18 protein-coding genes are annotated in these 25117 nt (G+C 40.2%); 5 read left to right on the top strand and 13 right to left on the bottom strand.

Features of this window, described 5'->3' with window-relative positions:
* Positions 1 to 247: 247 nt before the first annotated feature.
* From DOD25_RS01875 to DOD25_RS01865, 3 genes are all read right to left on the bottom strand, one after another.
* Positions 248 to 1780: an L-serine ammonia-lyase gene (locus DOD25_RS01875; RefSeq protein WP_112928597.1), complete on the bottom strand. Its 1533-nt coding sequence runs from the start codon at positions 1778 to 1780 to the stop codon at positions 248 to 250.
* 85 nt (positions 1781 to 1865) lie between these two features.
* Positions 1866 to 4469: an HAD-IC family P-type ATPase gene (locus DOD25_RS01870; RefSeq protein ID WP_112928596.1), complete on the bottom strand. Its 2604-nt coding sequence runs from the start codon at positions 4467 to 4469 to the stop codon at positions 1866 to 1868.
* Complete coding sequence (locus DOD25_RS01865) at positions 4459 to 5196, bottom strand: hypothetical protein (RefSeq protein WP_032842525.1); 738 nt, start codon at positions 5194 to 5196, stop codon at positions 4459 to 4461. Before DOD25_RS01865 ends, DOD25_RS01870 begins: the two co-directional genes overlap by 11 nt.
* Before the next feature lie 153 nt (positions 5197 to 5349).
* On the opposite strand from DOD25_RS01865, the gene DOD25_RS01860 reads away from it, so the two are divergent.
* Positions 5350 to 5793, top strand: a complete 444-nt coding sequence (locus tag DOD25_RS01860; RefSeq protein ID WP_004119931.1) for a toxin-antitoxin system HicB family antitoxin — start codon at positions 5350 to 5352, stop codon at positions 5791 to 5793.
* A gap of 63 nt (positions 5794 to 5856) precedes the next feature.
* On the opposite strand, the gene DOD25_RS01855 is transcribed toward DOD25_RS01860, so the two are convergent.
* Complete coding sequence (locus DOD25_RS01855) at positions 5857 to 6462, bottom strand: pyroglutamyl-peptidase I (protein ID WP_112928595.1); 606 nt, start codon at positions 6460 to 6462, stop codon at positions 5857 to 5859.
* A gap of 408 nt (positions 6463 to 6870) precedes the next feature.
* Here DOD25_RS01855 and nox point away from each other — a divergent pair, with 408 nt between their 5' ends.
* Both nox and DOD25_RS01845 read left to right on the top strand, forming a co-directional pair.
* Positions 6871 to 8211, top strand: coding sequence for a H2O-forming NADH oxidase (nox, locus tag DOD25_RS01850; RefSeq protein WP_032842526.1), 1341 nt, complete (start codon positions 6871 to 6873; stop codon positions 8209 to 8211).
* Between the two features lie 192 nt (positions 8212 to 8403).
* On the top strand, positions 8404 to 9534 hold the full coding sequence (locus DOD25_RS01845) for a 4-hydroxybutyrate dehydrogenase (RefSeq protein ID WP_004107157.1): 1131 nt from the start codon (positions 8404 to 8406) through the stop codon (positions 9532 to 9534).
* A 178-nt stretch (positions 9535 to 9712) separates the two neighbouring features.
* On the opposite strand, the gene DOD25_RS01840 is transcribed toward DOD25_RS01845, so the two are convergent.
* From DOD25_RS01840 to DOD25_RS01830, 3 genes are all read right to left on the bottom strand, one after another.
* Positions 9713 to 10885, bottom strand: a complete 1173-nt coding sequence (locus DOD25_RS01840) for a hypothetical protein (RefSeq protein WP_004107158.1) — start codon at positions 10883 to 10885, stop codon at positions 9713 to 9715.
* Positions 10886 to 11048: 163 nt separating this feature from the next.
* Complete coding sequence (locus tag DOD25_RS01835; protein WP_004107160.1) at positions 11049 to 13127, bottom strand: YhgE/Pip domain-containing protein; 2079 nt, start codon at positions 13125 to 13127, stop codon at positions 11049 to 11051.
* The gene (locus DOD25_RS01830; RefSeq protein ID WP_032842527.1) at positions 13117 to 13884 is read right to left on the bottom strand and encodes an ATP-binding cassette domain-containing protein; all 768 of its coding nucleotides are present in this window, start codon (positions 13882 to 13884) and stop codon (positions 13117 to 13119) included. The genes DOD25_RS01835 and DOD25_RS01830 overlap by 11 nt, the downstream gene beginning before the upstream one ends.
* A 533-nt stretch (positions 13885 to 14417) precedes the next feature.
* Here DOD25_RS01830 and DOD25_RS01825 point away from each other — a divergent pair.
* Entirely contained in the window at positions 14418 to 15758 is a 1341-nt protein-coding gene (locus tag DOD25_RS01825; RefSeq protein ID WP_032842528.1) for a Na+/H+ antiporter family protein, read from the top strand.
* Between the two features lie 216 nt (positions 15759 to 15974).
* Here the strand turns inward: DOD25_RS01825 and DOD25_RS01820 are convergent, their stop codons facing one another.
* From DOD25_RS01820 to DOD25_RS01795, 6 genes are all read right to left on the bottom strand, one after another.
* A complete protein-coding gene (locus tag DOD25_RS01820; RefSeq protein WP_112928594.1) occupies positions 15975 to 16832 on the bottom strand; it encodes a nucleotidyl transferase AbiEii/AbiGii toxin family protein in 858 nt (285 codons plus the stop codon).
* Positions 16829 to 17419, bottom strand: coding sequence for a type IV toxin-antitoxin system AbiEi family antitoxin domain-containing protein (locus tag DOD25_RS01815; RefSeq protein WP_004107168.1), 591 nt, complete (start codon positions 17417 to 17419; stop codon positions 16829 to 16831). Before DOD25_RS01815 ends, DOD25_RS01820 begins: the two co-directional genes overlap by 4 nt.
* A 271-nt stretch (positions 17420 to 17690) precedes the next feature.
* Entirely contained in the window at positions 17691 to 19457 is a 1767-nt protein-coding gene (locus DOD25_RS01810; protein ID WP_112928593.1) for an ABC transporter ATP-binding protein, read from the bottom strand.
* 291 nt (positions 19458 to 19748) lie between these two features.
* Positions 19749 to 20558 carry a nucleoside phosphorylase gene (locus tag DOD25_RS01805; RefSeq protein WP_112928592.1) on the bottom strand — a complete coding sequence of 270 codons (810 nt, stop codon included), beginning with the start codon at positions 20556 to 20558 and terminating at the stop codon, positions 19749 to 19751.
* 129 nt (positions 20559 to 20687) lie between these two features.
* Entirely contained in the window at positions 20688 to 21110 is a 423-nt protein-coding gene (locus tag DOD25_RS01800; RefSeq protein ID WP_004119964.1) for a GNAT family N-acetyltransferase, read from the bottom strand.
* Positions 21111 to 21600: 490 nt separating this feature from the next.
* The gene (locus DOD25_RS01795) at positions 21601 to 23190 is read right to left on the bottom strand and encodes an InlB B-repeat-containing protein (protein WP_112928591.1); all 1590 of its coding nucleotides are present in this window, start codon (positions 23188 to 23190) and stop codon (positions 21601 to 21603) included.
* Between the two features lie 972 nt (positions 23191 to 24162).
* Here DOD25_RS01795 and cysK point away from each other — a divergent pair.
* Entirely contained in the window at positions 24163 to 25095 is a 933-nt protein-coding gene (gene cysK, locus DOD25_RS01785; RefSeq protein WP_064340740.1) for a cysteine synthase A, read from the top strand.
* Positions 25096 to 25117: the final 22 nt, after the last annotated feature.

The raw sequence follows: 25117 nt of genomic DNA, 5'->3' as shown, positions 1-25117 counted from the left end.
CTGAACAGTATAACATCTACACAGACAGCTTTTAACCATCCTGCATTACTAAAGCAGCGCATTTTAAATAGTACATTTAAGTAAATGCACATTCGAATAAATGCAGTTTAGACTAACACTTCCTAGATTAACCTGTCCTAGATTAGCACTGAAACGTTACGTATGTACATGAAATATACGCATTGTGTATAACTTAGCAAAAATTAATCTCAAAACATTAGCGAATTAATGCAAAAATATTAGCAAATTAGCACTCAACAACGTTTACAGCTAGCCCACCTTTTGAGGTTTCGCGATATTTAGACATCATGTCATGACCAGTTTCTTTCATAGTCTTAATCGCTTTGTCAAGGCTTACCATGTGCGAGCCATCTCCAAGCATTGCCATTCGAACGGCATTAATTGCAGTATTTGCAGCCATAGCATTGCGCTCAATACAAGGAATTTGTACCAAACCGCCTACAGGATCGCAAGTTAATCCCAAATGGTGTTCTATACCGATTTCTGCAGCATTTTCAACCTGTTCCGGGGTTCCTCCCAACACTTCGCACAATCCTGCAGCAGCCATTGAACAGGCAGAACCAACCTCTCCTTGACAACCAACTTCAGCTCCAGAAATTGAAGCATTTCGCTTAAATAAGTAACCAACAGCACCTGCAGCAAGCAAGAATCGCACAACTCCATCTTCATCAGCAGAATCAACAAATCGCCAATAATACTGCAATACTGCAGGAATAATTCCTGCAGAACCATTCGTTGGAGCAGTAACAATACGCCCACCACCAGCATTCTCTTCACTAACAGCGAGCGCAAAAAGATTAACCCACGCAGAGTCTGAACTTTCTAAAGCAGCATCCGAACGACGACGATTGTTGCGAAGCATGTCTGAATTTGCAGCTAAGCGCTCATACATGTGAGGAGCTCTACGAGGCACATCAAGGCCTCCTGGCAAAATCGGTTGCTTTGAGTTGCATCCGTTTTCTACACATTTACTCATAACTTTCCAAACATGCAGCAAATAGTTGCGCACGTAGTCGGCATCACCTTCATGCAATGCAAGCTCGTTTTGCCACACAACATCGCTTATTGACATATGCTTTTCTCGGCAAATATTTATAAGCTCGTCGCATGAAGTAAAAGGATAAGGTACAGTGGAATCTTTTGTTTGATTTGAGGAGTTTGCAGCATTATCGCTACTATTTCCGTTATTACTTTCGTTATTATTCTCGTTATTACTTTCGCTATTATTCTCGCTTACACCATTCTTATTGGCATTATTTTCATCCTGCTCAGTAACACGCTCATGCAAGCCAACCATTGCATCATCTGCACACCCTTGACGAATAAATCCGCCGCCAATTGAATACCAAACTTGCTCATCGATTTTATTTCCGTCAGAATCAGTTGCAACAAAACGCATTCCATTAGGATGAACAACCATTCGCATCCATTTTTCAAAAATTACGTCCTTATCGTAATCAAAAGCAATAGTATGTTCACCTGCGAGCATTAAAGTGCCAGTTTTTTTGCATTCCTGACGAATAGTAAGCATATGATCAGTGTCTACATTATCTGGAAGATTTCCTTCAAGACCTGCAACGCAAGCACGATCAGTACCATGACCAAGACCCGTTAAAGACAACGATCCGTAAAGAGTCACACTTACATGCGCAACGTTTGCAAGACTACCACTTTTTTTAAGCGATGAAACAAACGAGCATGCAGCTCGCATAGGACCTACTGTATGTGAAGAACTAGGACCAACTCCAACTGAAAACATCTCTAAAATACTAAACACGTATCTATTGTAAGCATTATTAAGCTCACGTCGACACACTAATTACATGAGAAATATGTTAGATTGTTCACTTCTTACTTTGTTTAGATAACAAGTTTGCTAAACTCACACACGCAAACCATAAGATTACAGCTAACACAACAGCTATAAGCATTACCGTAAACGCACTTCCTGCAGTCGGCACGTGAATTTCGAAGAATTTCGCAGTAAACGGTATAAAAGCTCCAGCAACTCCAGCTGCAGCAAATAGCGCAACCATAATTCCTCTCCACGAGCACAAAGGCTTGGCGACGCTTGCAAGCACGAGTATGCCAAGAACAAATACGATTACGGAACAAATACTGCGAGTGGTTGCCAAAGCTTGCACGTTCGAAACAATAAAACGAGATGCTATCAAATTATTTGCAACAACATCGTCAAGATTTAATCCCAAAACTCGTGGAGCTATAACAGCAGTAGCGAGCACAGAAGCAGCTATAGCAAATCCGCTAGGAACAGCAAAACGAACAACTCGCTTCAAGAATCCTGGAATATATCGACGAGTATTAGGCGCCAGAGCGAGCAAAAATGCTGGAATACCAATAGTTAAAGAACCAATATAAGTAATGTGACGAGGCAAATACGGGAAGTGTAACGCTAGAAGCACAACTCCTGCAGAAATAAGCGCAGAATAAACAGTTTTTACAAGGAACAAGCCAGCCACACGTTCCATATTTGCCATCACTTGCCTACCGCGAGCAACAACATCAGGCAAATGCGAGAATCGTGAATCGACAAGAACCACTTGGGATACAGCTTTTGCAGCAGGAGCAGCATTGCCCATAGCAACGCCCAAATCAGCTTCTTTAAGAGCCAAAGTATCGTTCACGCCGTCACCAGTCATAGCGACCACATGACCTTGAGTGTGAAGCGCCTGAACAATCGCTTTCTTTTGATGAGGAAGCACACGTCCAAGCACATCCACATTTTCAAGCACTTTAGCCAATTCGTTAATATCTTCTGGCAGTTTTCTAGCGTCCATTGCAACAGGCTTGCGATCTCCTGTTAAGCCAACTTTTGCAGCAACAGCCGCAACAGTTCTAGGATTATCTCCTGAAATTACGCGGCACCGCACACCCTGCTCACGGAACCATGAAAGAGTTTTACGAGCGTCTTCACGAATACGCTCAGAGCAGCGAACTAAAGCAACAGGCTGAGCATTTGCACAAATAGTAGGAGAATTGCCAAAAGTTTTATCTGTTTCTGTTACGCTATTTACCTCGTTACTTTCAACGCTACTTACTTTTGCAAGAAGCAGCACGCGCTCGCCTTGCTCAGCATAAGAATTAACTTTCGCTAAAAGTTCATTAGAATTTGCATAATTAATCGCACTTAGCAACACTTCCGGAGCACCCATATACCAAGTTGCACGCTCTCCACTACTTTGCACATATTGCACAGCGCTCCATTTTCTAGCAGACGAGAATGGAAGACGATTAGATACATGCGCGCTAGCTGCAACTCCTTGAGCATCAAGCCCTTGCATAATTGCAACGCCTGTTGCGTTAGGATTTTCTTCATTGGATAAATCAAATAAAGCTTGATTAGTTTGCAAGCTGGTCTGTAAAGATATTTTTACACTACTATTATCTAGATTTTCTACACCAACGAATGCAATACCACCATCGGTTATAGTGCCAGTTTTGTCTAGGTTCAAGCAGTCTACGCGCGCTAAAGTTTCTACAGATTCCAACTCCTGAACTAACGTTTGCTTACGCGCAAGTCGCATAGCAGCCACCGCAAAATTAAGCGAAGTAAGAAGAACCAATCCTTCTGGAATCATGCCAACAACGCCTGCAACAGCAGAGACAACAGCTCCCCTCCAAGCACCAGTCTGCCAAGCTTCAACAAATCCGCCAACCTTGTGCATTTGCGACCACACAAGCAGCACACACAAAGGCACCACAACCATCGTCATATACTTCAAAATCGTATTAATTCCACGACTTAAGTCGGAAATTGTTTTGGTATAAACCTTCGCTTGCGCAGCCAATTTTGCAGCATAACTGTGCTCACCTACGGCAGTAACACGCGTTAAAGCCATTCCAGAAACTGCAGTAGATCCGGAATAAACGTCGTCACCTTGGGCTTTTCGAACTGTAGCAGATTCGCCTGTGAGCATGGACTCGTCCATTTCCAATCCCCACGATTCCAGCACTTCTACGTCTGCTGGAACCTGCTCGCCGGCTCTGAGCCACAAAACATCCCCAAGCACAATATCTTTGTGCGCAATCTCAATATTTTCTCCGCCTCTACGCACCATTGCGCGAGCGGCAATCAATATAGAAAGCCTATCCAAAGTGTGCTTTGCTTTTAACTCAGTCACAATGCCAATTCCAGTGTTTACCAGAATTACTACACCAAAAACAGCATCCTTCCACGAACCCGTGGCAAGCACGACAACCATTGCTGTGAAAATAATCGCGTTAAACAATGTAAACACGTTCGCGCGCACAATATCCATTAAAGAACGAGAAGTCTGCTTAGAAGTAATATTCACATCTCCGCGAGAAACTGCCTCCGCAACCTCTTCGTCACTCAAACCAGAAATTTCTACTTTAGGAAGCACCGCAATAGCGTTATTTTTGCTGCTTTCTGTAGACGCTATTGCATTTTGTTCGTTATTTGTCATTTATAATCACTTCCCTGCTGTGTGGCGTATTGTCAATTATTGCTCGAACAATGCTTAGCAAAGACGAACGCTCAAATTTTGATCCCTTGCTTTTATTGTTTAAAGATTCGCTATTTTTTGATAAATCAGATTCATGAATATTTTTGCCGATTTCACTTCCATCGCCATCAAAATACAAAGTAGCGGCGTATAAAGTTGCGTCTTTTGGCGCTTTTACAGGATTTATTAACGCAACTGGCACTCCAGCATAACGCGCGTATTGCAGCGCAGAAATCCATGCTTTGCTTTCGTTTTGTTTATTGCGAGTGCTGTTATTAAGCTTGTTATTCTCTTTTATATTAGGTTGATTATTAGCATTATGCAGGTCGTCAACGCCTGTTACGTCGAGCGCGTCTATAAGTATTAATGAAACAGGCTGCTCGCTTGCAGCGCGAATAGCTTGCTGAGCAGCTTCGTTAGGATTAGCAACATTGGATAGCGGCACATAAGAGGCACTCAATTTTGACGTTTTACAATGCTTCATAACTTCGTCATCAAGCGCAGCTAATTTTGAACCAATTACAAGTAGATGAATATCGTCAATATCCACACCGTCGTGAATTATGTCTCCAACGCGACCAGTATTCCCCACAGCTTTACCCTGCGGCTCGCAAGCACTCAACGCACCCAGCGCTAAAGCAGTTACGACAGTAGTCGCAAAAATGGTAATAGCGCGTTTAGAAAACATAAGACTTTTATACCACACCTTCAACATAAGTGGTGGTTTTGGGGTATTTCATGCAATTCTACAAATTGTAATACATTAACACATTGACACCACATATAACACCACTTATACTTTTATAAAACTTTTAAAAATCAGCATAATATGAAATCAAATATGACTAAAACAAATAAAGCTAGCAAAAATATCACTCATAAAAACAACGCCAAAACACTAACAAATAAAACACTCAGCTACTACATGTCACTACCGTATAAGTTGGAAATTGTAAAGGATCCAGACGAAGGCGGATTTGTGTCCTACTACCCTGATTTGCCAGGATGCATAAGTTCGGGAGACTCCGAACAGGAAGCAGCAGCAAATGCGCAGGACGCTAAGCACGCTTGGATTGAAGCAGCACTTGAAAGCAAAATCAACATAAAAGAGCCGTCTCGCACTGAATTAAATGACTATTCCGGACAATTCAAGTTACGTCTTCCTAAAGAATTACACAGGCAGTTGGCTGAGCAATCTCAAGCCGAAGGCATAAGCATGAACCAGTATTGCGTGTATCTTCTTTCGCAAAATAACGCTATTGAACGCGTGCTTGAGCGAGCATAGAGAATAAAATTTCGGGTTATTCCCCAAAATTTCACACTATTCATTAGTAATTACTTGCAATTATTAGCAATCATCCGCAATTACTTGTAATGCAACTTCAATACCTCGAAGCATATCAGCTAAACTCATAGAACTCGTAGTCGGCTTATCAAGAACTTGCTCAGGCAAATACGGAACGTGAATAAAACCGCTCTTAATCGGCAATTTCCTAGTCTGGCAATAATAACAAACACTGTAAAGTACGTCATTGCACACGTACGCGCCCGCAGAAAAAGACACAGACGCCGGCAATTTCGCCTTATTCAAAGCCTCAACTATATTCACAACTGGCAAAGTCGCTTTATACGCCACGTCACCATCCTGCTCAACAGGCTCATACCAAGGCTTATACCCACTATTATCTGGTATGCGCGCAGCTCTACAGTTAATTCCAACATACTCAACGTTAAAACAAGCAGAACCACCAAATTGTCCTAATGAAAGCACAGCATCCGGCTGAACTTCCTCTATTTTCTCAATAACTTTTCGCGCGCCCTTGTTAAATTCCGTAGGAATCTGCAAACGAACAAGTTCCACACCCTCAGGCGCATGCACTGATTGTGCAATCTCCCACGACGGATTTATAGACTCATTATTAAACGGCGTAAAACCAGTAATCAAAATACGCATCACAATACCCCTTCACACGAATATCACTTTATTAAAACATTAAAACGCATCACAAAAAACTGTACATATGTGAATGTCACTGTATATAAACTGTATACAAACTTCAGGATTCTACTATGTAATTCATGTTCGCGAAAAGATTAGTGATAGTCAGATTGTGAAATAACCACACAACTCCCCCCACAACACGCACAAAATCAAAATTGGTAAGACTCGCATTCGTGTAATAGTATTATGCATTGGATGTGCATTCGCGCCGCAGCGTGAATTAAACAAAGCAGTTGAAGCACATACAATAATTTCAACAGAATTTAGCGAAATTAAATTAACTAAATTAAATTAATTTCAGCAGAATTCAACAGAAATAAATAAAATTAAACTAGATTCAACGACGAAAAGAGATTACCGATGACGAAGATCATTCAGATTGGCGCAAATCACGCCGGCACTGCCTGCGCTAACACCATTTTGAGCTACCCAGGAAACGAGCTTACCATCTACGATCAGAATAGTAATATTTCCTTCCTTGGTTGCGGCATGGCTTTGTGGATTGGCAAGCAAATTCAAAGCAGCGACGGACTGTTCTATCAGAAGCCAGAAGATTTCGTTAAAAAAGGCGCTAAGGTAAATCTTGAAAGTAAAGTTCTCGACATTGATTACGCAAAGAAAGAAGTAACAGTCGAACTTAAAGACGGCACTGTTATTCACGATTCTTACGACAAGCTGGTTCTTGCTACCGGCAGCCTTCCAAACAGGCCTCGCATTAAGGGCATTGACTTGGAAAACGTGCAAATGGTAAAGCTTTTCCAGAACGCTCAAACTGTTATCGCTAAGCTTCAAGAGCGCGATTTCCGTAACGTCGTGGTTCTTGGCGGAGGCTACATTGGCGTGGAACTCGCAGAAGCTTTTAAGCGCCTTGGCAAGAACGTAACTCTTATTGACATGGAAGACCATATTCTTAACGGCTACTTTGACCCAGAGTTTTCCGATAATTTGAAGCAAATTATGGAAGATAAAGGCATTAAGTTTGAACTTGGTCAAACTGTTGAAGAAATTGTTGGAGACACTGAAGTCAAGGCTGTTAAAACAAGCAAAGGCACTTACGATGCAGACATGGTGATTTGCGCTATTGGCTTCCACCCAAACGTTGCGCTCGGCAAAGATCACTTAAAGCAGTATGCTAATGGCGCTTTCCTCGTTGACAAGAAGCAGCAAACTTCCGATCCGGACGTGTACGCAATTGGCGACTGCGCTACAATCTACGACAACGCTCGAGACCGCGTAAACTACATTGCGCTCGCTACTAACGCAGTTCGAAGCGGCTTGATTGCAGGTCACAACGTTTGCGGAACTCCTGTAGAAACCGAGGGCGTGCAAGGTTCTAGCGCAATGATGATCTACGACTACAAGCTTGTTTGCACCGGCTTGAGCTTAACTGCCGCTCAAAAAGAGGGCATGGATGTTGATTACGTTGATTTCGAAGATACTCAAAAGCCTGCGTTTATGGAAGTTGAGAATCCAGAGGTGAAGATTCGCATCGTTTACAAGAAGGATACGAAGGTTATTGTTGGTTGCCAATTGGCTTCTAACTACGATATGTCTGCCGCAATTCACCTGTTCTCGCTGGCTATTCAGAAGAAAGTCACGATTAAGGAACTTGCTTTGTGCGACATCTTCTTCATGCCTCACTTCAACCAGCCATACAACTACATTACGATGGCTGCTTACACTGCTTTGTTGAAGGGATGATTAATATCTGTAATCTTTGATGATTAATCTCTGCGATTAGCTTCTGCTATTAGCTTAAATCGCATTTATTAAACCAAGCAATCTGTTCTATAATGGAGCAGTTGCTTGGTTTTTTAATCATCCGCGCACAAAAGCGCGCACACGACGCGCATATTAGCGTAAGACATGCAGATTAAAACAAAGGAGTCTAGGATGAAGCAGCTTTCTATTAAACCAACTATTCATAAGTTCGAGCAGGCACGCGACTTTGCGCAAGAATTCAAGCTCGGCAAGGGTGATTTGGTTATTACAAACCAATACATTTGGGAGCCTTATTTTGGTGATTTGAATCTTGATTGCGACGTTATTTTCCAAGAGAAATACGGCAAGGGTGAGCCGAGCGATGCAATGGTTGATGCAATCGTTAGCGACATTCACACAACTCCAAAGCGCGTGATTGGCATTGGTGGCGGCACTGTTTTGGATATTTCGAAGGTTTGTGCGTTGAAACAAACTAGCCCGCTTGAAGACTTGGTCGACGGCAAGATTCCTGCACAAAAAGGCGCTGATCTTATTCTTGTGCCAACTACTTGCGGAACCGGTTCTGAAGTTACGAACGTTGCCGTGTTCTCGCTTACTAAGCGCAATACCAAGAAAGGTTTGGCAAACGATGCTTGCTACGCTACGGACGCGGTTCTTATTCCGGAATTGTTAAAGAGCCTACCGGATTACGTTTTTGCAACCAGCTCTATTGACGCTCTTACACATTCGATTGAGTCCGCACTTTCTCCTATTGCAACAGAGCTTACAAAAATGTTTAGTTACAAGGCTTGCGGACTTATTTTGCAAAGTTATATGCGAGTTGTAAAGGAAGGCAGCAGCGCAAAAAGCCAAGTTGTAAGCGATTTGGTTTCAGCAAGTCTTTACGCTGGCATTGCGTTTGGTAACGCTGGCTGCGGTTGCGTGCACGCTATGGCTTATCCGCTTGGCGGCACTTTCCACGTGGCTCACGGCGAGACGAATGCTGCGCTTCTTACAAGCGTTTTGCGATACTATGCTAAGCACGACGCTAACGAGAATAACGCAGAAAACACTGAGCTTTCTAAGCTTTTCGACTTCATGGCAAATATTCTAGAATGCAAGAAGGCAGACGTACTAGACAAGCTTGACGAAGTGCTTAACACGATTCTTCCTAAGCATAGGCTTCACGAGTATGGCATGAGCGAGGATATGATTCAAAGCTGGGCTTCAAGCGTTGTTAAAGAACAGCAGCGACTTTTGAAGAACTCCTATATGCATATGGACGAAGCTGCAATTGCCGAAGTCTACGCGTCTACTTTCTAAAATCAGATTTTTAGCAAACTTACTTTCTGGAATTTGTTGACTTTAATTATGTTTTACTAGTTTTTCAGAATAAAACAAAAGCAAAATAACAAAAGACCCCACAAATAAATGTGGGGTCTTTATTTTATTTGTAGCAACTATTGCAACTATTCATAATTGAACAATAACTATCCAATAGCTATTCAATAACTTTAAGACTAAACAAACGAGGCTCGCCTAAAGGCAATCCAGTATCCGAAGGGAAAACTCCATCGTTTACTGTAAAGCTTATATACACTTTCTTATTAACGTACTTCTCCATGATTTGTTTAGCCTGACTGCCATCATCAATCGCCATCATGGTTGCATCGCTAGGATGAGGCGGATTACCCATATCGCCGCCGTGATGCAAAGTAACGCTGGTTTTATTATCCAAAATAAGAATCATGAAAGTTTGATTAGTATCTGATCCAGGATTAGGATCTTGAATATTTTGCGCTTCAAGAACCTGGTTGTATGACAAAACTCGCACAGTTCCAGAAACTACTTGCCTTCCGCTTGCTTTTTCAGCTTTAATCTTGCTGTCTAAAGATTCGCCACTAGCGGATTTCTTAGAATCAGCTTTCTTACTTGCATTCTCGCCAGACTTCTTAGAATCCTTATCTTCTGAATTAGAGTCGCCGCCTTTATTGCTTACGGTTTTCTTATAAGTATTATCTTCAGTTTTTGCCAAATTATCGAGAAGCGTAGTGTCATCTGTACTGACAAAATTAATATTTTTTGTATTCTGTTTAGGAAGATCAGTGATTATTCCAGACCAGTATTTTTCTTTTTTAAGAGGATTACTATCAGCAATATTCATAGTAACCTTGTAAGCCTCAGTATCCCCTGTTCCAGAAGACCACTCAACATAGCTTAATGAATTGCTGTCTGCGTATTGCGATAACGAAGCCCTAAAACCGCCAATGTCTCCAACGCCATCGCAAATTAAATCATTTGAAGAAACAACGTCACTGTAATCTTTATTTGCAGCAAAAACCTTCGAACGTGACACATATTTATAATTTTTCCGAAGAATAAGCTCCGGAATATCCCTATCGCTCATATTGACTAACGCGTAAGAATACTTACTTTTGCTAGTATCAATTTCTGAATCAGCTTCATTAAGGTTATATTTATCAGCGTTTGCTAAAACTTTTTTATATAAAGCTGCTACTTTTGCATTAATAACATTAACTTTTTTTGCACTATTAACAGCTTCTGTATTTGCGCCATTTTGATTTGAGCATCCTGAACATAATGGCATAAAAAGAAACAGCGAAAGTGCTAATGCAATAAATTTTTTTAGCTTCACCGCAATTCCATTAGGCATAACTACCCCTTCTCAAACTTTAACTAATTGTAAGCAAGCAAGTTAAATATTCTAATACTACGTTGTAATGTTTGGAAACTGCATAAATTTAGGTTACTTAAATATAAAAAGCCTGCGCAAAAGCTATTCACTCTTACGCAGGTTAGTATTAGATAAGCGACGCTTACGCCTCAAGCGTTATCACAGGATGCAAATCAAACATCGTTACAGTACGCTTCATGCGCGCAACGATGCTTGTTATAGCAATCGCAATCACGCCGAAAAGCACAAGCATTTCAATGCCGAAAACTATTTCGCCACTGTTCTTTCCAGCCATTGCTTGACGCAACCCCATAATCGAGTACGTCATTGGCAAGTATGGGTGAACAGCTCTAAAGAATGCCGGCGTCATTTGAACTGGGAATGTTCCTGCAGAGCTTGTGATTTGCAACATAAGCAGCACAATTGCAACTATTCGCCCTGGTATGTGGAAAATCACCATAATCATTTGCATTATTGCCATAAACATTATGGATGCAATAATTCCAAGACCATAGAACGCAAGAACGTTGTCAATTTGCAACTTTAACACAACGTGCACTACGCCCATAAGAATTACAGCTTGTACAACGCCCATAATCACAAACGGCGTTAAGCTAATAAGCGCACTCTTAAGCGGATTCATGCCATTTAGTATCGCTCGCCTATCCATAACTCTCAAAACAAAGGTTGCCATAAGAGCACCGACCCAAAGTCCGATGGAAATAAAGTAAGGAGCGAAACCTGTTCCGTAATTTTCAACGTGAGAATACTCGTGTTCTTCCAAGGAAACCGGCGCGCTCATCATCTTACTTTTTTGCACGATATTGTTGATTTTTCCAGACTTTTGAGAATTCTTAAGCCCGTCATGCAACTTTTTTGCGCCTTCAACCAGCTTTGGAGTATTATCCGATAGCTTCTTAGCTCCGGAATTAAGCTGATCAGAACCGTTCACTATTTTCGCTGAACCTTGTGCAGCTGCATTCACACCATTATTTAGTTTCTCGCTACCGTTACTTACTTGAGCCAAACCTTCAGCAAGACTATTCGCTCCAGCAGCAAGCTTATTTGAGCCAGTATTAACAGCTTCAACACCTTGAGATATTGCGTCAGCTCCGCCCTTTATTTGCAAACTTCCAGCAGAAAGCTTGTCTGCTCCAGCGCTTAAAGCAGAAAGATTTGTTTCTAGAAGATCAGAATTCTCACTTAATCCTCCAGCTAAACCTTGCAAGCTAGCGAGCACGTCTTCCTTAGTGACCCTAGGATCTTGCGCTTTCATAAGAAGACCCATAATTTGTGCTTTTGTTTCAACATTTCCAGCCTTAACACGTTCTTCTAATTCGCTGCTTGAAGCTGCAAGCTTTTGCGCACCATCGTAAAATTCGCTTGTTGCTGCCGATAGTTTTTGAGTTCCTTTGCTTAATTGTTGAGCTCCGTTTGCTAAATCTTGCGTTTTTTGAGCAAGATATTGCGCCCCTGCTTTACTTCGAGTATTTGCTTTAGAAAGAGTATTCGCTCCTTTTTGAAGCTCACTTAATCCGCCTTGAAGTTTTCGCAAAGATTGTGAAAGTTGATTAGATCCATCCGCAAGCTTATTTACTCCATTTTGCAAAGATTTTGAGCCTTCATGCAAAGCACCAGCACCATTTACTGCATCACCAAGAGAATCAGAAGCAGAATTAACTTTCGCAAACATGTTCTCCCAATACTCTTGAGCAATCGCCTCGCTGATTTCGCTACGCATAGTATGGAAAGCAGTTTTGCCAATCTGAGATGCCAGCATATTACTTGCCTGATCGTACTTTACGTGAAGTTTTGCTTTAGTAGGAGTTTCATATTGCGCAGAAGCAATGCACTTACTGAAGGAAGCTGGAATGGTTGCTACCATAAAATAGTTGCCATTTTTAAGACCCTTATTCGCTTCAGAACTATTTACAAAATTCCATTGGAATCCCTCACTACCATCTTTTTGATTCTTTAAGCGAGTTTTGATTTCGTTTCCAATGTTACGCATTTTGCCGTTAATCACAGCACCATTGTCTTCAACAACAACAGCTACAGGCACAGTATTCAAAGTCTTATAAGGATTAGTAAATGCCCACAAATAAAGCGATCCGTATAAAAGTGGAATCAAAGCTACGGTTCCAATAACAAGCTTTCGAGCTTTTCCTTTCAACGTATTGTTAAGCTCTCGAAATGCAAGAGCAAGAGTATTAACGCGCATTGTTTTCACCACCATTTGCTTCACTTGTACCAAGCTGTGAATCAATATGAGAATTTTCTGATTCCCCATGATTTGGGCTTAGTCTTAAGACTTGATCAGCTTGCTTTTCTAACTCACTTTGCAAAACTCCAACAAGGCAAGAGCAGTAATTTTTACTAACATACGCGCGAATATCGGAAAATAGGCATTCGCTTTGCTCGCTAGTAAGCTCCGTTTCAATTCCATCAACAAATAGCAGCCACGGCTTTTTTAACAAAGCAAGCGCAATTGCCAAACGCATGCGCTCGCACGGAGTCAACTCTCCTATTGCTGTTTCGTGAGGAGAAAATACTTTCCATTGAGCTAACACGTTGTAAGCGTACTGCTGTAAAGCTTCACGGTTTTTAACATCATTTTTGTATTGCTTCAAAAATAGAGGCGAGCGCGCTGCTAGTTTCAACTCGCTCATAAGAACTTCTTCTATTGTTTGCGTTTTATAAAATTCGTTAATTCCGCTAAATAATCCCAAACCAACGTATTGTCGAGATTCTTGGAAATCATTAGGAAGAGTTACGTCCGCAATAGTAAGAATTCCATTAGTGAATTTCATATAACCAGATAATGCAAGCAGCAAAGCTGATTTTCCAGAACCATGTTCGCCTGAAATTGCAACGATTTGATGAGGTGCAACTTTTAGCGACACATCCCAAAATGGCGATCTTCTAAATCTTTTTAACCCTAATTCTTTAGCTTCTAAAAACGTTTGTTCCTCTTGCATAATTTGTATGTTTGACGCTTATTGCTTAGACACAACGCAGTATCTAAATTTCGCTTAGAGCGCCAGGCATTCCTCCTTACTCTAAATAACCAATTTTCAATTTTCAATTTTTAATTTTGTTGTTTGTGTTTGTTGTTTATTTTTAGATTTTCGCAATTAGCAAAACAATTTTTACTTTTCACATTGCTTTATCGCTATTTTTAGCGATAAACTCACGTTGCAATGCTGCATAAAACGGTGCAAAACCGGACATTTGGTGATTATTCTTAATTCTTCACCACTGATACCTTAGGGTACTCTTTTGGGTAAACAATTGTTAAGCTACTTCAATCTTTCTGTTGAATTGTTTATATTTCATCTTTAATTAAGAAACATGTTGTAAACACTTCCATGCTATATTGTCCTTAATTACTAAATGTAAGAAATACATATGTGAGAATACATATGCAAAAATACAAGCGTAAGCAATACGAAATAAAACGTATTGCTTCAAACAATATATTAAAATTCAAGCATTTAAAGGGGTGAACGGCATGCTAGGTTTGCAAATTTTAAATATTATATTTAATCCGGTTATTGTGTCGGTTGTAGTGCTATGCGCGCTTAGTCTTGCAAAACTTAATGTTTTGCTATCAATGATAGTAGCTTGCATTGCAGGTGGCATTGCTGGTCATCTTCCTCTTTTCGGTGACGGAAATCACACAATTATGGCTTTGCTTTGCGACGGTTTCTCCACCAACGCACAAACCGCTCTCGCTTACATTTTGCTTGGAACTTTTGCGGAAGCAATTACTGCAACAGGCTTAGCTCAAATTATTTCTAAAAAAATTAGCTCAATTATTGGCATGAAAAAGTACGCTCTACTTGCGGTACTAACTATTATTGCATGCATGTCTCAAAATATTGTGCCGGTTCATATTGCTTATATTCCTATTCTTATTCCGCCTATTTTGAGAGTTATGAATAAGATGAAGCTTGACCGTCGAGCTGCAGCATGCTGCACTGCTTTTGGTCTTGAAGTTCCGTATATTGCTATTCCGTTTGGCTTTGGTCTTATTTTCCAAACTGTTATTGCTACGAATCTTTCTAAAAATGGCATGAAGGTTAGTGTTGCAGACGTTAGTGCTGTGAACTGGTATTTAGGTCTTGCAATGTTTGCATCACTACTTTTTGCAGTGTTTGTGCTTTACAGAAAACCTCGCGAATACAAAACTACAGAAACTGACACTCGTGCCGCCGACGCCGTTGTCGGACCTCTTAATTTACGCCATTATGTGACTATTCTCGCAATTATTGTTGTTGTAGTAGTGCAAGTTATTAGTAAGGATCTTTCGCTTTCGTCTATTGCAGGTCTTGCAACTATGATTATTTTTGGAGCAATAAAGTGGAATGACATTGACAATCAGCTTACTGGCGGCGTAAAACTCATGGGTCTTATTGCGTTTGTGATGCTCATTGCGGGCGGATATGCTAACGTGATCCAAGCGACAGGCGGAGTTGAGGAGCTTGTAAACTTTGGTGTAGCTTCTATGGGACAAAACAAACTTGTTGCTGCATTTGTTATTACGCTTATTGGTTTGCTTGTGACTATGGGCATTGGTACTTCGTTTGGCACGGTTCCTATTCTTGCGGTTTTGTTCGTGCCACTGTGCCAGAGCATTGGTTTCAGCACTCCTGCAACGATTCTTCTTATGTCTTCTGCTGCAGCTCTTGGAGACGCAGGCTCCCCTGCTTCCGATACCACACTTGGACCTACTTCCGGCTTAAACGCAGACGGTCAGCACAGTCATATTTGGGATACTTGCGTTCCAACATTCCTTATTTTCAATATTCCGCTTATGGCTGCCGGCATTGTAATATCACAGTTTATTTAGCAGATTATTTTGGCAAACACAGCAAGTAAAAACGCAACTAGCGAATAACACAAATGACTAATAAACGCCAGTCGAGTTGAATAAACTCCCTGGCGTTTATTTTTAAATACCAATCAACCAATCGCAAAGTAGCTAATCGCTGCAAATTCGCAACGATTGGCCACTATCGCACGTCTCCCGATGATTTAATAAAAGCCATTCAAATAATAAAATAACTTAAGCTACAACCTCATTATGAAAGAACATCAAAAAGAAATTCATATCTTGCATTATTTCTTCCCAAGAAAGACTTTTAGCCCAAGGTGCTTTCCTTTGGTAATCCTTCCACTTTATTCTCATCACTTCACTATCTTTAATCCTATCGAAAATTTCATTCACGTTACTCAGTAAATAAAGGGTGTTTCTCGTTTGAGAAGTAGCGTAAAAAGCTTTAGCAATCTCTTCTTTCTTAAAGACATTATCTCCTTGAGACACTCTAAGAGCATGCAAATCATAAAAATCTCGCATTCTCGTGTTAAATTCTTCCCTCACAAGAATTGTTTGCAACTTTTCTGCTAAAATCGTTGCAATTGGATAAGTCAATAAAGAGATAGATTCTGAGAACATTAAAGGCAATTCTGCTTCCATAACAGATGGAGTAATAGCATGTCCAGTTGAAATATCGATTTTAACAGGAGTTTTTGTACCATCAAAATCTGCAATTAGGCTAGCTCGAACCCCTGGATAGTCAGATTCTTGCATAATAGAATCAAGCGTTTGTAGCGTAAATTTAACACCATCATCGATATTGATAGATATTACATCTGATATAAAAATACGCACATCATCTTCACTAAGAGAAATATTTTGCATAGTTGTATCAATATCCATTGTTGTACGAAGATTTACGCCAACAAGATAAGAAATCAGCATTCCACCTTTTAGAACAAAATTGTCTTTATACCGCGAGCGAGAAACACGATCTAAAAAACGCTCCATCATATATACGCGCATTAGCACGCGAGGATCTACACCCTTTTGGAGTGCAACATTCTTTATTTTTGCTTTAAGCTGATTAGCATCCTTCATTCTCATAACAACACCCCCAAATATTGTGAAATCAACTTTGAAATCCTAAATTTTTTAGCGTAATCGCTTAGTATATCAAGTCGCTTATCCTTTCTTTTAACATAAGCTTTTAACGCACCAAATACCACCTGTACATCTATTTGAGAACGAGAACGCAAAATATCGCAAATTGTGCGCTCTAAATCATAAGAAGGCACAAGATTACCTTCAAGCGACATAAGATTCGTCTTACCAATTCCTAAAAAATCTGGTTTTATATAAAACACCCTAACACCAGTCTTAATTAGACTACTTGCATTATAAGTTGACGGAACAGTCACTGTTAAAGAAGAAGGTTCTCTATCAGTCAAATTATGTAGAAGAAGGGCAGATTCATGTGAAAAAACAGCAACAGATGTGCGCTTTGACAATAAATTCATTTCATCATTCCACAAATTGCTCTTAACGTAAACACCTTTTGATACGCGTTCTAAGCTCTCATCTTTAATAAATCGATAAACACTAGACGGGCTAATTCCAAGTTCTTTGATGACACTATCAATGCTTAAAACTTGCTTTTTCTCTATGTAATTGCACAATTGATCCTTTAACATTTGCCCACCTACTTAATGATACGTTTACGCTGATTTCATATATTATATCAGCATAAACGTATCAAATGCGCAAGCAAATCGTAAAGTGCAAATAGCCAAACCACATTTAACCAAATCACAAAGTAGCCAAACAACGCAATTTTGCACCTAATGGCCACTAGCGCAAAACAGAGACATCGCGCAGTACGCAATCTGCACCAGTGTCTCTACTGAGCTTAAAATTGCTCAGCGCAAACCAAGCGAAAGCCAAGCCCAAGCCAGATCAACATCCTCACATAGACACAGTGTAAAGCGAGTAGAAGTAAGCCTTTTGATTCATAAGCTCCTCAAAGCTTCCGCGCTCAATAAGCTCGCCGCTTTTCATCACAAGAATCTCATCATATTGCTTAAGCGAATTGGCATCCAAGCGGTGAGTTACCACGAGTCGAAGAATTCCTTGCAAATTCAAAATAGACTGCGTTACGTTCGCACTTGTCTCGTTATCTAACGCGCTCGTAGCCTCATCAACCAGCAGAATCTCGGACCTTTTAAGCAGGCTTCGCGCAATAGCAATACGCTGCTTTTCGCCGCCAGAAAGATGACTACCGTTCTCGCCGCACTGATAATCCTTGCCTTTAGCAGCAATCAAATCATCCAAACCAGCCAAGTGAATCACACGATCCACTTCCACATCTGGGAATGGCTTAAAAAGCGTAATATTATCTAAAATCGAAGCATCAAACATAAACACAGACTGCTGCATAAGAGTCGTCTTATCGTAAAGCGAACTCTTGCTCACATTGCTAAGCTCGTGATTATCCAGCTTCACACTACCTTCATAATCCTTGTAGTAGCCCATAAGCAGATTAATCAAACTACTCTTACCAGCACCAGAAGGTCCCACTATCGCGTAAGATTTTCCAGCTTGCAAACTAAGACTTACATTTTTCAAGACTTTATGATCCGCATCATAAGCGTACGAAACATTGCGCAAAACAACGTTTTTAACAGAATCGTCAATGATCTCGCCAGAATCTTCCTTAACGTTACTCATATAATCGGCCATCTTGCTAATCAGCTTCTTAGCGCCCTTCATCTCGCCGAGCATTTGCGGAAGACTTGCAATAGGCTGAAGTACACCATTCATCAAATTGGTGAAAGCTAACACCATTCCAGCAGTAATAACACCAACATGAGCATTAACCATCCAAGCGCCAACAAGCATCACGCCAAGCTGAGTTGCAAGGCTCGAAATCGTTCCAAGAGCAGAAACAGTAGTCATCGTTTTTTCGCGAAGATTCTTCGTATGCTCAAGCTCCATCGACTGATTCTGATAACGGTTAATCACCTCCTGCTCCGCCTTAAAACTCTTAATAACCGAAACGCCGTTCAAAACATCCTTCGTCAAAGCTGTGTAAGACTCATTCGACTTAGAAACCTGCTCCTCTCGAGTGGCAATTCCGCTAGCTGTAAGGATCGAGCACGCCATAGGAAGCACGGAAATAATAAGAGCAATAACAGTGAGCAGTGGACTATAGTAAATCATAAGAGCTAGCGAACTTACCAGCATAAGAACGTCTTGAACAAAGTCAAAAATCTTCTTCAAATACTTTTCTTGAATACGCTCGCAATCATTAGTAAGTACAGAAAGATACGTGCCGGAATTCGCGAGCGAAAAATCACTATAACTCTTCTGTAAAAGCTTCTTGATAACAGACTCTTTATACTGATTCATTGCTTTTTCAAGAAAGCGAGGGTACGAACTGCGCTTCAACGCGAAAATCAGGGAGATTGCCAGCATAAAGGAAACGACAAGCAGCAAAATAGTAGTTAAAGAGTAGGATCCTTTACCTGCCATATAGTCGAAAATAATTTGCAAAATCCAAGAAATAGCAGTGTAAATCATAGACAAGGAAATAAAAACTATCATCGAAAGAAAAGCTACAAGCTTGTTTTCTTTGAAAAATAGTTTTACGTAATTTTTTACGTCGGGATGCAGTTTGGATGATTGCTGATTCGCGGACGATTGCTGATTTGCTGTATTGTCAGTTTTGTTCATTCTCGCTACCTCTCACTTCCTTTATAGCTATTTTTGATATTTCTACTGTTTTCTATCTAATAGCATTTTCGTAGCTAGCATTTTCGCTTCTGTTTTGCCGATTCGCCCGCTACAAAACGTTGAAAGCTACACTATCATACTTATCCTGATTGTTCATGCTTATCTACTTGACAACACCTATAAATGGTTAAACACACTTACATGTAATGCTTGTTAGAAATAATAAGCATAGAGTTAAAAAAAAAATCAAATTAGAACAATGGTTTTATACGTGATATCAGCGTAAACGTGTCAAATGCGCAACACTGCTTCAATACAAAGCTCAAGAGCATACGCTTTAGAATCCCCACCCCAATTGCGCTCATCATAATTTTCAACATCATGCAAAGTATCTGCAGTATAAAGAATCTCACCCCAAACAATCTCGCGCATTTGCGCACAAGCTGCTAAAGCAGAACACTCCATTTCAACAACCGCGCATCCCTCCTGCTTACGGTTAGCAACTTTCGTCTTAGTTTCACGGAAAAATCCATCCGTAGTCCACGTCTTAACTTCATGATAAGGCAAATTATGCGCCTGCAAAGTTTGCAAAATAGCATGCCTCGAACGCTCTGAAACATCAACATAACGACTTGGAGGCAAATAATGATAAGAAGTCCCCTCATCCCTTAAAGCTTTATACGGAACCAGAAAAACGTTTTCCGCATAATCAACTAGCGATCCGCAAGAACCAGCACTAACAACTTCACTAACACCGTAAGAAATCAACCAATCTAAGATCTGAACAGCGGCCGGAGCGCCAACCGGGGCCTGTACTAAGCAGATTTTTTGCGTTTCTTCTTCTACTGCGCTGTTTGTATTTTCTCTTACTGTATCTCCTACTTTTTCTTCCAAAACATATATCGGATATTTTTTAGTTGCAGATTCAAAATTTGCTACAATTATAGCTTTCCTACTTAAAGCATACTGATCAATTTCATCGCCTAAGAAAGCAAAAACCGCTTTAGATGGAAGCTGAACAGAAATATTATCGTGTTTTGGCATTAAAACTGCACTTTTATCGGAATCATACTCTAAAATTGGTAAATTATATTCTGTCATATAATCAACTCCATCCTACAAACCATTCAATCCTATATACAAATACACACATTAATACGCAAAGATCACAAAATGGTCAATTGCTGCAAATTCGCACTTAATGGCCACTAGAGAATCATATTTTCTGCATCATGTCCTGTCTTTTATAAAACCGCAGCAATCGATTTCTGCTAACTCAATAAAACCAGCTGACTTATAAAAAGCAATAGTTTTTTCAGTACAATCCGTAGTCAATTGAATTTGACGAACATTAGGATAACAATCCACAATCGCCTTTAACAAAGCAGACCCTATCCCCTGCCTTTGATGCTTAGGCAAAACAAGGATATCCTGGATAAGAACAACCGTATATCCGTCGCCAACAGCTCTAACAATGCCAACTAGCTCATCACTTTTATATGCAGCTAAAACCTTGAGCGAATTGTTAAAACCATTTTCCAAAGCAACTAAATCATCTGTGTACGCAGACCAACCAACAGAATCATACAACCTTAAAATATCTTTGCTATTATACTTTTCATACTCTTTTATTTGAACATCTGCTAAATTCATTGACAATAACACCCCCGAATACTGTGCAATCAACGTTGAAACCCTAAATTTTCTAGCGTAATCGCTCAGTATATCAAGTCACCTATCTCTTCTTTTAACATAGGACTTTAATGCACCAAAGACAACCCGTGCATTCGTGTACTACTATAGCGCTTTGACCGAGATTGAAATCATTGGGATTTCAATTCCCTTCAATACAAAAACTCACTTGGATTGGAAGTACTGTGAACCTCCAACGTGAGTTTCGTAAGAGATCTAACTAGCGAGCTTCTCACCGAATTTGTTTATTTAGAGGGTACACAAGTAAATAAAAACAAGAGCACTTCCCCGAATTTGTTTACTTATCAGCTATATAAGTAAACAAAAACAAGCGTCAGTAAACAAAACGGCCTTAACTATCAACTAGTCAAGGCCGCCTCATTTACTTTATAAGACTTTACGAAGCCTTATAAAAGCGCGTAAAACTTCAACTTACGCAAGTAAACACTAGTTATCTTACGGATTTTGCTTCAAACACTCTCCTCAATCGCACAACAGCGAAACCAGCAATAGCAAAACCTAAAGCAGAAATCAACGCAACAACTGAAGCTGACTCACCAGTCTTAGGCATATCTGGAACATGCTTTTCCGTATTATGTTCAACAACAGGAGATTTCACATATTCATGCGCTGTATTATGTTCATGCTCCGACTTAGGCGCAGAAGATAGCTCTTGTTTAGTTTCCGGAGTTTGAGATTCAGGAACTGACAATGGATTCTCCATCCCTGATTCAGGCTCAAAAGGTGCAGGCAAAATTGGATCTGGAGTAGGTGCTGGTTTCAGATTCTTCGTAAAAATGGCATACACAGTCAAATCACTATTTACAAGCGTTGTTCCAGTAAATGCTTTACCTTTACCATCCGCCTTAGTATTCCACTCTTTAAACGTGTAGCCATCTTTAGTTGGATTCTTAGGCATTGACTGATCTTTTAACGCATCCGTATCAATAGCCTTACCAGTTTCCACCTTTACCGTTTGAGTCTTATCGCCATCCTTAAATGTAACCGTGCTTCGAATCTGCTTCCACTTGGCAGTAAACACAGTATTAGCATTCAACGTATACATATCACCAGGCTTGTAGGCTTTACCAGCAGCATCCACCCAGTTTAAGAACTGATAATCTTCGCGCGTAGGAGCAGCTAACATTTTAATACTCTTACCTTGCCGTATTGCACCACTTTTCTCAGCTTTACCGTCAATAAAAGTGCCACCATTAGCATTAAACGAAACTTTCGCATTCCACTGTGCGCGAAGTAAAAATTGATAGTCGCCCCGAGGATCTAATTTCTCATCATTCCACTGCGGCACGTCACAACTGGTATCCGAAAATAGTGACTTCTTATTCCAGTAGTAGCGTTTGCCTGCCATGTTATGATTCCGATAATATTCAATATCAGGAAGCTCGGTATACCATCCGCCAAACACCAAATTCTTTTTTGCAGGGTCAGCTGGGAAATCAACCGTATTATCCGTTTTTACAGTATTGACGATTGGATCCGTCTTACCTTCAATATTTCCGCCCTTAAGATCGAATTTCACGTTCAATTTTCCAAACGAAATTCGCAGAGGTATGGGCTTACCATCGTCGAGTTTATACGTAACAGTGAATTTAGAGTAGCCCTTTGCTGGAATATATGTGCGATCCGTATCATGAGAAAGATGATAACCCACGGGAATTTTATCAGTATCAATCGTTATTGTTAATTTTTCTCCTATCGCAAAATCGCCAACAAACCGCTGAAAGTTAGATTGCAGATTCTTCTTAACATCAATTTTCTTTCCGTTTTCATCCTCAACGGTTATTGGAAGATTTTCCCACATGCTTTCAATGTTTTTGTCAATCTGTCCTTTACCACCTGGATGCGTGTGGCCATACCCAGGGTCCAAAGCGATATCCATATCGAGTGAAAGCGGATATTTCTTGACTTCTGCAGTTCCCTTATCAGCAGCCTGAGCTGTCACTGTTCCAGCAAAAAGTCCAATCGTAGCTACAAAAGCAACTGCTAGACTAATAACTTTTTTTATTATTTTATTATTCATTTTTTATTTCCAGCCAAACTAACTATTATCGTAACAATAATTTTTATTAAATTTCGAAAATTTATATAGTGCAAACGCAAAACCAAAAATGCGTGTAAATATGCAGAACCACTAACCTATTTCAATACAAAATAAACAATGTATAGAGTGGTGAGATGATAAAAATTATGTTACGAAAAAGACAGCATCACGCTGTCTGTCTGTCTGTCTGTCTGTCTGTCTGTCTGTCTGTCTGTCTGTCTGTCTGTCTGTCTGTCTGTCTGTCTGTCTGTCTGTCGAGGATTATATTTTTCATGATCTCAGTTTGTCAACTTCCGTACCGAATTAACATGCCAATTATAACAAACAAACTTAGCAAATTCCAGTATAAGATAACTCACAAATAAACTATCAAATCTGCTAAACAACCAACTCTCAAAAGCAACAATAACGAAGATACATGAAAGTAACATATAATTTCTTAAAATTAAGTTTGGCAAACATAAAATAGGATCATAAAGCACAAATTAAGATTAGCGAACTTAAATTAAGTTTGACAAACGCAAATCCATTCGCTATAGTTTCCACTTATCACCATTTCGACGAGTAAAGGAGTGCACATGTATCATACAAATATGATGACAAATTGTTGTTGTAACGTATGCTGTTGCGCATTTCTTAATCGAAATGATGTTTTCAAGCACTAACTGTGCATAACATCTAGCCTGTGTTAAAAGCATTTACGTTAAAACACAGCAAATTACGATTTAAGAAACAGCGCGCTGTTTCTTTTTTTATGCCAAAATTCGAATATAAAACGTTGAAAAGATAACAATTTAATACGGATTAGATATTAAACAGATAAATGGCATTTTTAGAAACAACTAATAAACAACAGTCTCTTTATTAATAAAAAATTATTTTTTAAAAATTAAAAATAAACAAAATTAAACAAATTAAATTAAACAAGACAAACAAGTAAGGGGAAATATTATGTCTAACATCTACAAGTCCGTGCAAGAACTCGTAGGTCACACTCCACTTCTGGAGCTTACTCACATTGAAAAAGAGTACAATCTAGCAGCAAAAATCCTCGTAAAACTCGAATACTTCAACCCAGCAGGTTCCGTAAAAGACCGCATCGCAAAGCAGATGATTGAAGAAGCAGAAACCACAGGCACAATTAAGCCAGGCTCAGTAATTGTTGAGCCAACTTCTGGAAACACTGGCATTGGTCTTGCAATGATTGCACAAACAAAAGGATACAAAAGCATTATTGTGATGCCAGAAAGCATGTCTATTGAACGCCGAAAACTTATGAAAGCATACGGGGCAGAACTCGTGCTCACACCTGCTGCAGAAGGAATGAAAGGCGCTATTGCAAAAGCGAAAGAAATCGTTGAAAACACGCCAAACGCGTGGACTCCAGGACAGTTTACCAATCAAGCAAATGTGCACGCGCACTACAACACAACCGGCCCAGAAATTTGGCAAGACACTGACGAAAACGTGGATATGCTTATCGCTGGCGTTGGAACAGGCGGCACAATTACTGGTACAGGAACATATTTAAAAGAGCAAAATCCGCAGCTTGAAGTAATTGCAGTAGAACCAGCCGACTCCCCTGTGCTCGCAGGCGGCAAGCCAGGAGCGCACAAGATTCAAGGAATCGGTGCAGGATTCGTGCCAGATGTGCTCAACCAAAACATTTACGATCGTATTGTTCATGTAACAAATGAAAACGCAATTGAAAGCAGCAAGCTTATAAGCAAAAAAGAAGGCGTTCTCGTAGGCATTTCTTCCGGAGCTGCGGTTTGGACAGCAATCCAAGAAGCAAAAAGAGAAGAAAATGCGGGAAAAACCATAGTTGCAATACTTCCAGATTCAGGAGATAGATACTTGTCTACTGCATTATTTGAAAACTAACTGTATTTAGTAGCACTACTAT

Source organism: Gardnerella leopoldii, assembly GCF_003293675.1.
Lineage (GTDB): Bacteria > Actinomycetota > Actinomycetes > Actinomycetales > Bifidobacteriaceae > Bifidobacterium > Bifidobacterium leopoldii.
Note: the sequence above shows the minus strand (reverse complement) of the source record. Positions and strands in the feature narration are given on the sequence as shown.